This is a genomic window from Sphingobium sp. MI1205 (assembly GCF_001563285.1).
Lineage (GTDB): Bacteria > Pseudomonadota > Alphaproteobacteria > Sphingomonadales > Sphingomonadaceae > Sphingobium.
Genome location: NZ_CP005190.1, coordinates 172,754 through 186,415, shown reverse-complemented (window position 1 = coordinate 186,415; position 13,662 = coordinate 172,754). Strand labels below are relative to the sequence as shown.

Here is a 13,662-nt window from a genome sequence, read left to right as displayed (position 1 = left end):
CCTTCCCAACAGATCAGGATGAGGAATAGACAATGAGCATGACCGTCGCATTCATCGGGCTGGGCAATATGGGCGGCGGCATGGCCGCCAATCTGTTGAAGAATGGCTATGCCGTTCGCGCCTTCGACCTTTCGAAGGACGCGCTGGACAAGGCCGTCGAGGCGGGGGCGGTCGCCTGCGCAAGCGCAGGCGATGCGGTTGAAGGCGCGGACGCGGTCGTGTCGATGCTGCCAGCGGGCAAACATGTGGAGGCTGTCTATACCGGCTCCGTCTTCAGTGCCGCGAAAGCCGGCGCGCTGTTTCTCGACTGTTCGACCATCGACGTTGCCACGGCGCGGCGCGTGATCGAGGCGGCGACCGCCAACGGGTTCGAGATGGTGGACGCGCCGGTCTCCGGCGGCATCGCCGCGGCGGCCAGCGGCACGCTTACTTTCATGGTGGGCGGCACCGACGCGGCTTTCGGCCGAGCCAAGCCCATTCTATCGGCCATGGGCAAGGCGGTGATCCACGCCGGCGCGGCAGGCAACGGCCAGGCAGCCAAGATCTGCAACAACATGCTGCTTGGCGCGACCATGGTCGCCACTTGCGAAAGCTTCGCCATGGCGCAGAAGCTTGGGCTCGACCCGCAGACATTCTATGACATATCCAGCGTCTCTTCCGGCCAGAGCTGGTCCATGACCAGTTACTGCCCGGTGCCCGGCGTTGGACCGCAAAGTCCCTCGGACAATGATTATCAGGGCGGGTTTGCCGTGGGGCTGATGCTCAAGGACCTCAAGCTTGCCTCCGAAGCGGCCGCTCAGGTCGGTGCCAGCGTGCCGATGGGGAATGCTGCCGAAGCACTCTACCAAATCCTCGCAAACCAAGGCGAGGCCAATCGCGACTTTTCCCTGATGATCAGGCTGCTGAATGGCGACTGAGCCTCGCGCCACCTGAACGCACAGCATGGACACAGAATGGCCATTGACCGTTGTGGTATTGCTATTAACATAATTCTTATTATCGGACATAAAGCCTGTAAGCGCCGGATAGAAATGACACCCCTCTGCTAGATAGAAATGACACCCTTGGGCGTCCTTAGGCTCAGGACTCGTTGATCACAGCCAGAAGAGCACGGTGGCTGCGAGAGCGAGGGCGGAGAAGAAGACGGTTGGGCAGCGGTCGTAGCGGGTTGCCACACGGCGCCAGTCTTTCAGGCGACCAAACATGATCTCGATGCGGTTTCGGCGTTTGTATCGGCGCTTGTCGTATTTGACGGGAAAAGAACGGGATTTCCGGCCCGGAATGCAAGGCGTGATGCCCTTTTGTTCGAGCGCATCCCTGAACCATTCGGCGTCATAGCCCCGGTCAGCCAGCATCCACTGCGCCTTGGGTAGATCATCGAGCAGGGCTGCCGCGCCGGTGTAATCGCTGATTTGTCCTGCCGTGATGAAGAAGCTCAAAGGGCGGCCGTTGGCATCGGTGACGGCGTGAAGCTTGGTATATGCGCTGGAGACGTAGGTAGATCGTATTATAGCGTTGAAAATGAAAGGTTTTTTTCGACATGCCTACGCCAGCCTGGTAGTCTTTTAGCAGTGTTTTCCGCTACGGTGATCACCCGGTGATTACTCGGCACGCTTGGCGGGAGGCCCCAAATTGGCGAACGGAAAGATCACAAAGCGCACCATCGATTCGTTGGTGTCCAAAGGGTACGTCGGCTTTGTATGGGACCTCGACACCAAAGGGTTCGGGGCCAAATTCACCAAATCAGGAGCCATCTCCTACGTCGTCCAATACAGGATGGGCGGTCGTGAGGCTGCTGCGCGGCGATATACTATTGGTAGGCACGGATCCCCCTGGACAGCGACGACCGCTCGCACCGAAGCAGAGCGCCTCCTGATCCTTGTCGCGCAAGGACGAGACCCAGTCGAAGCAGACAAATTGCGGCGGCGAGAGGCCGTCGACCTCGCCTTCTCCAAATACGCGGATCTCTTTGGCAATTCAGTGAAGGGGCGAGGCTGGACAAAAATGGTCAAGCGTTCGCTTGACCTGCATGTCAAGCCGACACTCAAGAACAAGCCGCTGCCGCAGATCACCCGGCCCGACATAGCCGCTGTTTTCGACGCTATGCCGGTCAGCCAGATCGGCAATCGGCGAAATGTCTTCGCAGTGATCAGACGCATGTTTCGCTGGGCCGTCAGCCGGGGCGATCTCGAGCGCAGTCCGATGGAAGGCATGGAGACACCGCCTCCTGTCACGCCACGGGAGCGCTGGCTCGCCGACGATGAGCTTAAAAGAATCTGGAAGCACGCTCCTGCGGCAGATCCCTGTTTCGGTCCGATAGTTCGGCTCCTCATTGTAACCGGCCAGCGCCGAGAAGAGGTGTCGAGGATTGCATGGGAGGAGCTCGATCGCGCCGAAAAGCTTTGGACCCTTCCCGGCACACGGGCGAAGAATGGCAAGGCGAATACGATCCCCTTGAACGACCTTGCCATCCGCATCCTTGATGACGTCGCCGGGGGAGCACAGTGGCCCGGCCATGGAAGGCTCTTTTTGACCTCCAGGGGCGGCTCGTTCACCAGCTATCACAAAGGCAAACTGAAGGTGGACAGCGCAATAGCAGCAGAACGCGGGTTCGCCTTGCCCCCCTGGCGTTTGCATGATCTCAGACGCACCTTGGCAACGAACTTTCAACGTCTGGGTGTCCGCTTCGAAGTTACCGAGGCTGTGCTGAATCACGTAGGCTTGGCTCGGTCCGGCGTGGCGGGGATCTATCAGCGACATGATTGGCGCGATGAAAAGCGAGCCGCGCTTGAGGCCTGGAACGATCACGTGGCGCAAATAATCGCAGCAGACGTTCAAGCTGACGGGCGGGGTCAGCCACTTCTACGACAAGCTGGTGAACGGCATGGTGTCGCGCGGCTACCCCAAGGACTTTGCCGAACGCACCTTCAAGCAGATTGAGGGGTTCGGCAGCTATGGGTTCCCCGAAAGCCACGCGGCAAGCTTCGCCAAGATTGCCTATGCCTCTTCCTGGATGAAGCATCATCATCCCGATGTCTTCTGCGCCGCGCTCCTGAACGCACAACCCATGGGCTTCTACGCTCCAGCACAGATCGTGCGCGATGCCCGTCAACATGGCGTTGAGGTGCGGCCGGTCTCGATCAACCACAGCCACTGGGACTGCACGCTGGAACCCGCGCGCGGCCGCTACGGAGCGGTGCGGCTCGGGTTCCGGCAGGTGCGCGGGCTCGCCAATCTGCATGGTGCGGCGATCGTCGCAGCGCGGGGACCAGCGCCGTTTGAGAGCGTTGAGGAGGTCTGGCGCCGTGCACGGGTGCCGCGGGCCGCGATCGAGCGGCTGGCCGAGGCGGACGCCTTTGCCTGTATCGCGCAGGACCGGCGGCAGGGCCTCTGGAAGGTGAAGGGTCTTGGCGAAGCGCCGCTGCCGCTCTTTGCCGCGGCCGATGAGCGGGAGGGGACATTCTCAGCCGAAGGTCAGGAAGCATCGGTCGATCTGCGCCCAATGAGCGAGGGGCGCGAGGTGGTGGAGGATTATCGCTCGCTCCAGCTGTCGTTGCGCGCGCATCCGCTAAGCTTCCTGCGATCGCAGCTCGACGCCATGAACATCGTGCGCTGCGCCGATCTTCAATCCATCCGCGACGGGCGCAATGTCGAGGTCGCAGGCGTGATCCTGGTGCGGCAGCGCCCCGGTTCAGCCAAGGGCGTGCTGTTCGTCACCATCGAGGACGAGACAGGCGTCGCGCAGGGCATTCTCTGGCCAAACAAGTTCGAAATCTACCGGCGTCAGGTCATGTCCGCCTCGATGATCGCGATGCGGGGACGGCTGCAGAAGGAAGGCGAGGTCATCCACATCATCTGCGACCGGATCACCGATCATGACGAGATGCTGCGGTCGGTTGGGCGCATGGATTTCACGGTCGCACCGGGCCGCGGCGATGGCGCCAGCCATGGCGGCGGTCCTGATCCCCGCGATCCTGCATTCCCCAGCGGCCGCACACTCGGATCGGCAATGGCGGCCAATGCGGCGTCAATGATCTTCTTGACGTCAGCCTTCGTCGCGCCCTGCGCCGCCGCGACAGCCTCGATCAGTTCCGTTCCGGTCATTCTTAGCGTTCCTCAAAAAATTGCGACACCCGAGGTGCCAGACGAGCGTCTCAAGGTCGAGGCCGAATCGGCAGGCACCCGCGCCAGAGCATCTGGAAGTGAGCGCTATACCAATATCCAGGTATGGCCGCTTTTCGGCTGATCTGGTCCGCTTCGCTCTCCAACAAGGGAGGTGGACATGTTCGAACATTCGAACAAAAGCATGATTTACGGCGCAGAGGGCGCGGCGATGCGCGCGATGTTCAGGGCCCGCAAGGAAGTGTTCATCGATTTGCTGGGCTGGGACCTGCCCGTCCTGGCCGGGGAATATGAGCTTGACCAGTTTGACGGGCCCGGCGCCGAATATGTGATACTCACCGACCGGGACGGTGCGCACCGCGCCTCGGCGCGGCTACTCCCAACCGACACGGATCATCTTCTCTCCGCTTGCTTCCCCATGCTTTGCGCGGCGCCGCCGCCCTCGGGGCCGGCGGTCCGAGAGATCACGCGCTTCTGCCTGAGCCGGCACCACCGAGGGGCGGCGCGGCGCCTTGCACGCAATCAGCTCGTGACCGCCCTGGCGGAATATGGGCTCGCGCATGACCTCACTGGCTTTACCGGTGTGGCTGAGCCAGCCTGGTCCGAGCAGATCATGACTTTCGGGTGGCGCTGCAAGCCCCTGGGACCAGTGGCCTCCGTAGCAGGCCAGGCCTTGGTCGCGATCCATATCGAGATCGATGACGACACCATTGCCGGACTGAAGCGTGCGGGCGTGTACGAACCGTCGCGCCTCCCGGAGCAGCCAGCAGCTGTTGCGGAGGAGCGCGCGTGATGGCCCAATCACCGTCTGTGACGGTCGATGCCGCCGCTTGGACACAGAAACTGCTGGAGCAGGGCTATTGCATCATCCCTGACCTTCTGCCGCTCGAGAAAATAGCAGCGCTGGAAGCGGATCTGTCGCCGGTCTTTTCAGCAGCGCCCTTCTGCAAAGGAGGATTCTACGGAGAGCGGACCAAGAGATTTGGTTCGCTGCTGAGGCGCTCACCCCATGCCGCCGACCTCGTCACCCACCCTGTCCTTCTCGACATGGCAAATGCCGTTTTGGGCGAGGCATGTGACCGCATCCAAATGAACGTTGCACAGGCGATCGAAATTCATCCAGGCGCGCTGACGCAGGTTCCGCATCGCGATCACGACATGTGGCAAGGCGAGAAAGGGAGGCATGAATATCTGGTGGCTCTGTTGCAAAGATTGGCGGCAGTCAGAGGTAGGCTGTCGCTCTGCGCCGATCAGGCGGCTGCTGCGAAATGGTGGTTGAGCATGCCCATGGCCTCCGTCAGCGCCGAGGGCCCAATGCCAAAAGCTCTCTCCACAAGGCGCACCTCGCCCCTGATGCCGGGCTGCAGGCACCAGGGGCGAGCCTGTCCTTTGCGCAGGGCTCGCATGACTTCGAATCCCTTGATCGTGGCATAGGCCGTGGGGATCGATTTGAAACCGCGCACCGGCTTGATCAGTATCTTGAGCTTTCCGTGATCGGCCTCGATCACGTTATTGAGATACTTCACCTGCCGGTGGGCCGTCTCCCGGTCCAGCTTTCCTTCGCGCTTCAATTCGGTGATCGCTGCACCATAGCTCGGCGCTTTGTCGGTATTGAGCGTGGCAGGCTTTTCCCAGTGCTTCAGGCCTCGCAGGGCCTTGCCCAGGAACCGCTTCGCTGCCTTGGCGCTGCGGGTCGGCGACAGGTAGAAATCGATCGTGTCGCCCCGCTTGTCGACTGCCCGGTACAGGTAGGTCCACTTGCCCCGCACCTTGACGTAGGTTTCATCCAGGCGCCAGCTCGGATCAAAGCCACGCCGCCAGAACCAGCGCAGCCGCTTCTCCATCTCCGGGGCGTAGCACTGGACCCAGCGATAGATCGTCGTATGGTCGACCGAAATGCCGCGTTCCGCCAGCATTTCCTCAAGGTCGCGATAGCTGATCGGATAGCGACAATACCAGCGCACCGCCCACAGGATCACATCACCCTGGAAATGGCGCCACTTGAAATCCGTCATCGTTCCGTCCGTCCAATCTCCGCCAAGCATGCTCAAGCTTCACGATTTTTGCAACAGAGCCGGCGCGCGGATCCTGTGGTGCACGCCCGTGTTTGGCCAGGCCGTGGGCACTCAACATATCGATGAGATTCTCGCGGTCTGGTATCCGACTCACAAAACCTTCCTCGATCTTTCGGATGCGCCCGGGGCTAAGGAAAGCTACCGCCTGAGAGGCGCCTGCGTGGCCTACGCCGTCATCCATCGATGCTCCGGCAGCAACTCTCCGCTCGACGGCAATGGCTAGAACGATTCCTCGATTGACATGATATTCATCATGCGATATGCATCGCCGACCGGGCAGACCAGAAAATCGCTCAAGGAGAATATCGATGAGCCTCGGCGCAAAGCCATTTGGCGAGAAGAAATTCATTGAGATCAAGGGCCGGCGCATGGCCTATATCGATGAAGGGACCGGCGATCCGATCCTCTTCCAGCACGGCAATCCGACGTCGTCCTATCTGTGGCGCAATATCATGCCGCATTGCGCCGGGCTGGGACGGCTGATCGCCTGTGACCTGATCGGCATGGGCGATTCGGACAAGCTCGATCCGTCGGGGCCCGAGCGTTATGCCTATGCCGAGCATCGTGACTATCTCGACGCGCTGTGGGAGGCGCTCGATCTCGGGGACAGGGTTGTTCTGGTCGTGCATGACTGGGGGTCCGCCCTCGGCTTCGACTGGGCCCGCCGCCACCGCGAGCGTGTACAGGGGATTGCCTATATGGAAGCGCTCGCCATGCCGCTCGAATGGGCGGATTTTCCCGAACAGGCTCGCGATCTGTTTCAGGCCTTTCGCTCGCAGGCGGGCGAAGAATTGGTGTTGCAGGACAATGTTTTTGTCGAACAAGTTCTCCCCGGATTGATCCTGCGCCCCTTAAGCGAAGCGGAGATGGCCGCCTATCGCGAGCCCTTCCTCGCCGCCGGCGAAGCCCGTCGACCGACCCTGTCTTGGCCTCGCCAAATCCCGATCGCAGGCACCCCGGCCGACGTGGTCGCGATCGCCCGGGACTATGCCGGCTGGCTCAGCGAAAGCCCGATTCCGAAACTCTTCATCAACGCCGAGCCGGGACACCTGACCACGGGCCGAATGCGCGACTTCTGCCGCACATGGCCAAACCAGACCGAAATCACGGTCGCAGGCGCCCATTTCATCCAGGAGGACAGTCCGGACGAGATTGGCGCGGCGATTGCGGCGTTTGTCCGGCGATTGCGCCCAGCATAATCCGGAACCGGCTCATTTTCTAAGATCCGAACAAACCACAGACGCGGCGACGCCGATCACCCGCGCAGGACAATAGGAGAGACCGACATGAGCGACGACATTTTTGGCTCTGTTGCAAAGATTGGCGGCAGTCAGAGGTAGGCTGTCGCTCTGCGCCGATCAGGCGGCTGCTGCGAAATGGTGGTTGAGCATGCCCATGGCCTCCGTCAGCGCCGAGGGCCCAATGCCAAAAGCTCTCTCCACAAGGCGCACCTCGCCCCTGATGCCGGGCTGCAGGCACCAGGGGCGAGCCTGTCCTTTGCGCAGGGCTCGCATGACTTCGAATCCCTTGATCGTGGCATAGGCCGTGGGGATCGATTTGAAACCGCGCACCGGCTTGATCAGTATCTTGAGCTTTCCGTGATCGGCCTCGATCACGTTATTGAGATACTTCACCTGCCGGTGGGCCGTCTCCCGGTCCAGCTTTCCTTCGCGCTTCAATTCGGTGATCGCTGCACCATAGCTCGGCGCTTTGTCGGTATTGAGCGTGGCAGGCTTTTCCCAGTGCTTCAGGCCTCGCAGGGCCTTGCCCAGGAACCGCTTCGCTGCCTTGGCGCTGCGGGTCGGCGACAGGTAGAAATCGATCGTGTCGCCCCGCTTGTCGACTGCCCGGTACAGGTAGGTCCACTTGCCCCGCACCTTGACGTAGGTTTCATCCAGGCGCCAGCTCGGATCAAAGCCACGCCGCCAGAACCAGCGCAGCCGCTTCTCCATCTCCGGGGCGTAGCACTGGACCCAGCGATAGATCGTCGTATGGTCGACCGAAATGCCGCGTTCCGCCAGCATTTCCTCAAGGTCGCGATAGCTGATCGGATAGCGACAATACCAGCGCACCGCCCACAGGATCACATCACCCTGGAAATGGCGCCACTTGAAATCCGTCATCGTTCCGTCCGTCCAATCTCCGCCAAGCATGCTCAAGCTTCACGATTTTTGCAACAGAGCCGGTCGATCTGCAACGCGATGCGCTCACGGCCGCTGGTGTCGATCAACGGCACCTCTACTCCGACAAGGCTTCCGGTGCGCGCGACGATCGCGCCGGCCTGAAAGCCTGCCTCGACTACATGAACGCCGGCGACACGCTGGTTGTCTGGAAGCTCGATCGGCTCGGCCGCTCGCTGCCGCACCTGCTGGCGATCGTCACCGACCTCAAGGAACGCGGCATCGCCTTCCGGTCGCTGACCGAACAGATGGATACCACCACGCCGCATGGCGAGTTGCTGTTCTCGCTGTTCGGCGCGCTCGCCCAATACGAGCGAGCGTTGACGCGGGAGCGGATCATGGCGGGCCTGGCCGCCGCAAAGCGGCGGGGCCGACAAGGTGGACGACCGCCGACGATCGCCGCGGAAAAGATGCAGTTGATAGTTGCCGCTCTGTCCAATGGGGCCAGCAAAGCGTCGGTTTCTCGCACGTTCAGCGTGCCGCGATCAACATTGACGGACACGTTGGAGCGGATCGGGTGGTCAGCGCCGGTCAAGGATACGCCTTGAATAACGACAAAAATATAATTATATTCCCGTCATGTTATCCATGCGCTTTTCCTGGCACCCAGCCAAAGCCGAGAGCAATCTGAGAAAGCATGGCATCAGTTTCGAGACGGCCGCCAGCGCCTTCGCAGACCCCTTTGCGCTTAGCGTGCATGATCGGATCGAAGGCGGCGAGCAACGATGGCAGACCTTGGGCCTGGTCGAAGGACATTTACTCCTGCTGGTGGCCCACACCGTCGCTGAGGATGACGACGACGGCGAATATGTGGAGATCATCCATATCATTTCGGCCCGAAAAGCCGATCGAAAGGAAAGACGACGTTATGAAGAAGAAAGACGCTGATACCGTCCGCTTCCAGCTCGATCCGGGCAATCTGCCCCCCTTGACCGAGGCACAGAAGGCCGAGCTGGATGCCCTGCAGGCGATGCCGGATAGCGGTATCGACTATAGTGATGCCCCGACGCTGACAGAGGATTTCTGGAAGACCGCCGAGCGTGGACGGTTCTATAAGCCGATCAAGCAGCAGGTAACGGCGCGGCTCGACGCCGATGTGCTTGCTTGGCTCAAATCCCAGGGCAAGGGCTATCAGGCTCGCATGAACGCAATCCTTCGGCGCGAGATGTTGGCGGCTGCGAAGGAGCGCCGACACGCTTGACGTGCAGGCCGCAGATGGATGCCGCTTTCACGGCCGGGAGTAACCCGGCCCGGCGTAGGCGCGCGAAGCCGCCAGAGTTGCGGCAATCATGTGTTTTTCGCTATGCTCTTTCTTCTAAAATAGCGACCGGTGAAAAATCCGATCCACGCAATTGCTGGAACAAGCCAAGGCCAAAAGGAAGATAAGAGTAGAATCATGTCGCCCCAGCGGCTCCGAGCAATAGCGTTAATGCAGTCGATCCCAATGTTATCGGAGTAGCGACAAATATTCCGAATTTTTGGTTTGCAAATGATACGAGCGAACAGACCAGTAAGATCACGAATATATCTGGCCAAAATTCACCCAACATACGTATCACGTTGTCTTTCTCCACGAACAGCCATCTACATGCGGCGCACTGCAACCCTAAGTCCAAGAAATCCGTCAAGTAACGAAATTTTGTTAAGAGTCTGTCTTGAATCTCATGGGTAACGAGCGATGCGTCGGATGAGGACGATGGCAGCGGCGGCATAGAGGAGCGCGGTTGCGGATTTGATGGTCCGCTCGAAGTCTTTGGCCAGACGGCGATTGCGGTTGATCCATGCGAAGGTGCGTTCGACGATCCATCGTCTGGGATGGACGACGAAGCCGGTCTGATCGGCGAATTTGCGGACGATTTCGATCGTAATGGAGGTGGCGTCCCGGACGCGATCGCTGTTGTAGGCGCTGTCGGCATAGGCGCGCGCGACGAAGGGATGCCGCTGGTGAGACTGCTGGAGCAAGGGCACCGCGCCATCGCGGTCCTGCACATCGGCAGGATGGACCAGTATGATAAGGGCGCGACCATCGGTATCGACCATTGCATGGCGTTTGCGTCCCATGGTCTTCTTGCCTGCGTCGTAACCACGAGGTCCGCCTGCTTCGGTGGTCTTCACGCTCTGGCTGTCGATGACTGCCGCGGATGGTGCTGGTTCTCGCCCTGTCCGGATGCGATCGATCCGAACGAGATGATGATTGAGGCTTTCGAATACCCCATCGTCGCGCAAGGTGCAGAACCACTGGTATACCGTGCGCCATGGCGGAAAACTGTCGGGCAAAAGCCGCCAGGGACATCCTGCCCGTAGCAGATAGAAAATGGCTTCGACGATTTCGCGCATCGGCCAGCATCGCCGTCGTCCGCGCTGGCTGGCTCAGGGTCTGGACGATTTGCTAGCCCGACGACCGGGGCAGGCCGCGACATGGCTATCCTGGCTGCGCAATGCGCCACAATCGCCGGCAGAGCGCAACATCCTGCGCCTGATCGGACGGCTCGCCTATCCGGCACGAAGCAACATACAGCGTGGGTCTGGATGTCAGCCAGCGCAGCACGAGCATCTGTGTTCTCGATCCCGACGGCAAGACCGTGGTGGAAGGGCAGGCGAAGACTAACCCGTTCGAGATCGGCCGCTATTTGCAGAAGCGCCTGGAAGGGCCGCTGAAGCTCGGTATGGATCGCATTCTGGCTCTACCATGGGCTGCGCAGGAGCGGCGTCTGGTTGAGAAGCGTCTTGAGGCGCAGGGGCGGTTAACCTGCACCGTCAGACGTAGCGCTCACTTATCGAGAAGATCGTTTGTGCCTTTGGCGCTCGGCTAAACAGCGCATGGAAAGCGTCACCTGCTGCAGCTATGCCCTGTTCTGCCAATGTCCGCGTCGGCCAATAAAGTTCGCGCACACCGATCACCGAGGGGCCGGGGAGGACGAGCTTTTCGATCGGATGGCACCGGGTATGGCGAAATGCGCCAAGACGCTCGCCAAGTGCGAAATCGTCGTCTCCGGCCCAGGCCGTGCCGCCTTCCTCGAACACCACCTGGGTAAGCTTGGCGAAGTTCGGTCGTCGGTCGATCGACCAGTTATAGGCCGCCTCGTCACCGCGCAGCGCTTCGGCGCGGCTTTTGAGAACCTCTTCGCGTGCGAAAACGGCAAAGAAGTTGTCCATGTCGACGAAATTCGGCTCATCTTTCAGCGCATAGGCCACATAATCAGGATCGGTCACGAAGGCGGCAGCGTCCGCTTCGCTGTCGAACCAGACTTCGGCGATGCCTTCGTAGCGGTTCTGATCGGCATCGAGGAAATCGACGTCGACCTGATGGCTCTGGACATAGCGCTTGATAATCCGGATGCCTTGTCCCAGCGAGCCGTGGGGATAGCGCCAGTGATCGTGAAACGCCTGAGGCGTCATTCCCACTCTCCGTGCGAAGACCGCCATCATTCGTATTGCGCTCATAGTCCGGTTCCCAACGGTTCTGGCAGTTCAGATTGCGGTGTAGCCGCCATCGGCAGCAATGGCGGCGCCGGTGACGAACGAAGAGGCATCCGACAGCAACCAGGCTGCCGTTTCGCCGATCTCCGCCGGTTCGCCATATCGACCGATCGGGTGGGCGGTTTTCAGGAATTCCGCGTGCGAAGGCTCGTTCTCGATCACCGACATCAGCATCGGAGTGCGGATAGCGCCCGGTAGAACTGCGTTCACGCGGATTCCCTGTTGCCCGTAATCGACGGCAGCGATCCGCGTCAGCCCGATAACGGCATGTTTGGCTGCGATGTACTCGCCATGTGCGGGGATCGCGACGGTGCCGCCAACCGACGCCGTGTTCACGATCGAACCGCCGCTCCCCGCTTTCAGCATCGCTGCGATCTGATGTTTCATGCAATGAAAAACGCCGAGCACGTTGATATCCAGGGATCGTTGGAAATCGGCGCTCGTCAGTTGATGAAGCGGCACGTTGACCGGCGGCAGCCCCGCATTGTTGAATGCGCCATCAAGGCGACCGAATTCGGTGATGGCGAGTTCCACGGTCGACCACGCGTTGTCCTCGATACTGACGTCGCAATGGCTGTAGACGGCGTTGCCACCTTCCGCGCGTATCAGTCTGACCGTTTCCTCGGCTGCGGCTTCGACGATATCGGCGACAACCACATTCGCGCCCCGACGGGCAAGAATAAGGGCGGCAGCGCGGCCGATACTGCCGCCTGCGCCCGTCACGATATAGCTGCGTTGCTCCAATCCGGACATTGAGGACCCCATTTTTGACTGACGGGCAAGTGAAGGGCGCTGCCTGTCAGATGCCCAGCGCTTCGCGCACGGTCCTGGCGTTCACCCAGCGATCGACGTGGTGAAGGTTGTGGCGGATCTGTACTTCGCCATCCTGCAACTGCATCGTATCGTATGCGCCGGCCTCGATGCCGCGCTGGGTGCGTTCGGTGTTCGTCACGTCCTCCAGCAGGATTTCCGCGATGCGCGTGATATAGAGTTCCTGTTGCAGCTTTTCCCGCCCGGTCAGTGGCTTGGGTACATGAAACTCGGCTTCCCACCGCGTGCGATTGACGCTGATCGGCCAGAACCTGTGCGACCAGAAACCGCCGGGCGAAAGGTTTATGTGCAGCGTGGGAAAAGCGACGGCGATGTCCAGCGCCCAGTGTTTCGATTGCTTGGGATTGATCGCGGGATGATCGAGATACTCGGTCATCCCCGCCGTTTCCGCGGCACCCAGCACGTTGCCGGTATCGCGGTTCGCATAGGCCATCTTTTCGACCATCGCATCTTCGGGCGGAGCGTAGTCCGGATTGCCGAAAGTGGAAAACTGGCGGTGTGGTCCCCAGAAGCGTGCATCGAGCGGGCGGGAATGCGGATTGACCGCGCTGGCGAAAGTCTTGCCGATCGTCGCCGGGTGGATCGAAGGGATATGGTAGGTTTCCGAAAAGGCATCGGCCAGCACTTTCCAGTTCGCATCGAGATGCGCCTCGAAATAGAGTGACGTATCCGTATTTTCCCAAGAAACCCCGGCAAACCGCGTTCCGAAGTCTCCAAGGAATTCCTGCAGGCTGACTTCGGGCTGCTTCTGGTGGTTGAGGAATATCCAGCCTTCCCACACATCGGTGGCGATCGGCACGAGGCCGCATTTCTTCTTGTCGAGATCGAAGAAGTTCGCCTCGTCTGGCACGCCCATCAGGCTGCCGTCGTTGCGGTAGACCCAGTTGTGGTAATTGCAGGAGAAGCGCGAGGCGCGGCCGCGCTCGGTCAACACGGCTCTGTTGCAAAAATCGTGAAGCTTGAGCATGCTTGGC

Annotated in this window: 14 protein-coding genes and 4 pseudogenes; 11 read left to right on the top strand and 7 right to left on the bottom strand. The window is 60.5% G+C overall.

Features of this window, described 5'->3' with window-relative positions; all coding sequences use genetic code 11:
- Positions 1 to 32: 32 nt before the first annotated feature.
- Complete coding sequence (gene mmsB / locus K663_RS20110; protein WP_062121716.1) at positions 33 to 917, top strand: 3-hydroxyisobutyrate dehydrogenase; 885 nt, start codon at positions 33 to 35, stop codon at positions 915 to 917.
- Positions 918 to 1,094: 177 nt separating this feature from the next.
- On the opposite strand, the pseudogene K663_RS20105 reads toward mmsB, so the two are convergent.
- Positions 1,095 to 1,478, bottom strand: a pseudogene (locus K663_RS20105) (IS5 family transposase); the annotation flags it as partial.
- A 154-nt stretch (positions 1,479 to 1,632) separates the two neighbouring features.
- On the opposite strand from K663_RS20105, the gene K663_RS23545 reads away from it, so the two are divergent.
- From K663_RS23545 to K663_RS23535, 4 genes and pseudogenes are all read left to right on the top strand, one after another.
- On the top strand, positions 1,633 to 2,940 hold the full coding sequence (locus K663_RS23545) for a tyrosine-type recombinase/integrase (protein WP_145902387.1): 1,308 nt from the start codon (positions 1,633 to 1,635) through the stop codon (positions 2,938 to 2,940).
- Positions 2,831 to 3,973, top strand: a pseudogene (locus tag K663_RS20095) (helix-hairpin-helix domain-containing protein); the annotation flags it as partial. The gene K663_RS23545 and the pseudogene K663_RS20095, both read left to right, overlap by 110 nt.
- Before the next feature lie 309 nt (positions 3,974 to 4,282).
- Positions 4,283 to 4,915, top strand: a complete 633-nt coding sequence (locus K663_RS20090; RefSeq protein WP_083536050.1) for an acyl-homoserine-lactone synthase — start codon at positions 4,283 to 4,285, stop codon at positions 4,913 to 4,915.
- Positions 4,915 to 5,235, top strand: a pseudogene (locus K663_RS23535) (phytanoyl-CoA dioxygenase family protein); the annotation flags it as partial. The gene K663_RS20090 and the pseudogene K663_RS23535, both read left to right, overlap by 1 nt.
- A gap of 137 nt (positions 5,236 to 5,372) precedes the next feature.
- On the opposite strand, the gene K663_RS20080 reads toward K663_RS23535, so the two are convergent.
- Positions 5,373 to 6,137 (bottom strand): IS6-like element IS6100 family transposase, encoded by a 765-nt coding sequence (locus tag K663_RS20080; RefSeq protein ID WP_001389365.1) that lies wholly within the window; start codon positions 6,135 to 6,137, stop codon positions 5,373 to 5,375.
- Between K663_RS20080 and K663_RS20075 the strand changes: the two genes are divergently transcribed.
- Together K663_RS20075 and linB are read left to right on the top strand one after the other, a co-directional pair.
- Positions 6,124 to 6,420: a hypothetical protein gene (locus K663_RS20075; RefSeq protein WP_235589608.1), complete on the top strand. Its 297-nt coding sequence runs from the start codon at positions 6,124 to 6,126 to the stop codon at positions 6,418 to 6,420. The two genes, K663_RS20080 and K663_RS20075, sit on opposite strands and share 14 nt — an antisense overlap.
- Before the next feature lie 85 nt (positions 6,421 to 6,505).
- Positions 6,506 to 7,396 carry a haloalkane dehalogenase gene (gene linB, locus K663_RS20070; protein ID WP_062121713.1) on the top strand — a complete coding sequence of 297 codons (891 nt, stop codon included), beginning with the start codon at positions 6,506 to 6,508 and terminating at the stop codon, positions 7,394 to 7,396.
- Positions 7,397 to 7,555: 159 nt separating this feature from the next.
- Here linB and K663_RS20065 read toward each other — a convergent pair whose 3' ends face one another.
- Entirely contained in the window at positions 7,556 to 8,320 is a 765-nt protein-coding gene (locus K663_RS20065; RefSeq protein ID WP_001389365.1) for an IS6-like element IS6100 family transposase, read from the bottom strand.
- Between the two features lie 44 nt (positions 8,321 to 8,364).
- Between K663_RS20065 and K663_RS20060 the strand changes: the two genes are divergently transcribed.
- The 3 genes from K663_RS20060 to K663_RS20050 are packed head-to-tail and all read left to right on the top strand — an operon-like array spanning position 8,365 to position 9,578.
- On the top strand, positions 8,365 to 8,925 hold the full coding sequence (locus tag K663_RS20060) for a recombinase family protein (protein WP_029987071.1): 561 nt from the start codon (positions 8,365 to 8,367) through the stop codon (positions 8,923 to 8,925).
- Between the two features lie 31 nt (positions 8,926 to 8,956).
- A complete protein-coding gene (locus K663_RS20055; protein WP_007682056.1) occupies positions 8,957 to 9,265 on the top strand; it encodes a BrnT family toxin in 309 nt (102 codons plus the stop codon).
- Complete coding sequence (locus K663_RS20050; protein WP_007682049.1) at positions 9,246 to 9,578, top strand: BrnA antitoxin family protein; 333 nt, start codon at positions 9,246 to 9,248, stop codon at positions 9,576 to 9,578. The genes K663_RS20055 and K663_RS20050 overlap by 20 nt, the downstream gene beginning before the upstream one ends.
- Before the next feature lie 461 nt (positions 9,579 to 10,039).
- Here the strand turns inward: K663_RS20050 and K663_RS20045 are convergent.
- Positions 10,040 to 10,741: pseudogene (locus tag K663_RS20045) on the bottom strand (IS5 family transposase); the annotation flags it as partial.
- Between the two features lie 155 nt (positions 10,742 to 10,896).
- Between K663_RS20045 and K663_RS24480 the strand changes: the two are divergent.
- Complete coding sequence (locus tag K663_RS24480) at positions 10,897 to 11,190, top strand: hypothetical protein (protein WP_145907151.1); 294 nt, start codon at positions 10,897 to 10,899, stop codon at positions 11,188 to 11,190.
- Here the strand turns inward: K663_RS24480 and K663_RS20040 are convergent.
- Genes K663_RS20040 through K663_RS20030 form a run of 3 tightly spaced genes read right to left on the bottom strand, consistent with a single transcriptional unit; the run spans position 11,135 to position 13,622 of the window.
- The gene (locus K663_RS20040) at positions 11,135 to 11,821 is read right to left on the bottom strand and encodes an EthD domain-containing protein (RefSeq protein ID WP_011627728.1); all 687 of its coding nucleotides are present in this window, start codon (positions 11,819 to 11,821) and stop codon (positions 11,135 to 11,137) included. The two genes, K663_RS24480 and K663_RS20040, sit on opposite strands and share 56 nt — an antisense overlap.
- A gap of 27 nt (positions 11,822 to 11,848) precedes the next feature.
- Positions 11,849 to 12,610 (bottom strand): SDR family NAD(P)-dependent oxidoreductase, encoded by a 762-nt coding sequence (locus K663_RS20035; protein WP_007682039.1) that lies wholly within the window; start codon positions 12,608 to 12,610, stop codon positions 11,849 to 11,851.
- A 46-nt stretch (positions 12,611 to 12,656) separates the two neighbouring features.
- On the bottom strand, positions 12,657 to 13,622 hold the full coding sequence (locus K663_RS20030) for an aromatic ring-hydroxylating oxygenase subunit alpha (protein ID WP_237229901.1): 966 nt from the start codon (positions 13,620 to 13,622) through the stop codon (positions 12,657 to 12,659).
- Positions 13,623 to 13,662: the final 40 nt, after the last annotated feature.

Excerpts from the sequence above, each read along its gene's own strand:
- mmsB (WP_062121716.1), top strand. The coding sequence starts at position 33 with ATGAGCATGACCGTCGCATTCATCGGGCTGGGCAATATGGGCGGCGGC.
- K663_RS20090 (WP_083536050.1), top strand. The coding sequence starts at position 4,283 with ATGTTCGAACATTCGAACAAAAGCATGATTTACGGCGCAGAGGGCGCG.
- K663_RS20080 (WP_001389365.1), bottom strand. The coding sequence starts at position 6,137 with ATGACGGATTTCAAGTGGCGCCATTTCCAGGGTGATGTGATCCTGTGG.
- linB (WP_062121713.1), top strand. The coding sequence starts at position 6,506 with ATGAGCCTCGGCGCAAAGCCATTTGGCGAGAAGAAATTCATTGAGATC.
- K663_RS20065 (WP_001389365.1), bottom strand. The coding sequence starts at position 8,320 with ATGACGGATTTCAAGTGGCGCCATTTCCAGGGTGATGTGATCCTGTGG.
- K663_RS20055 (WP_007682056.1), top strand. The coding sequence starts at position 8,957 with ATGTTATCCATGCGCTTTTCCTGGCACCCAGCCAAAGCCGAGAGCAAT.
- K663_RS20050 (WP_007682049.1), top strand. The coding sequence starts at position 9,246 with ATGAAGAAGAAAGACGCTGATACCGTCCGCTTCCAGCTCGATCCGGGC.
- K663_RS20040 (WP_011627728.1), bottom strand. The coding sequence starts at position 11,821 with ATGAGCGCAATACGAATGATGGCGGTCTTCGCACGGAGAGTGGGAATG.
- K663_RS20035 (WP_007682039.1), bottom strand. The coding sequence starts at position 12,610 with ATGTCCGGATTGGAGCAACGCAGCTATATCGTGACGGGCGCAGGCGGC.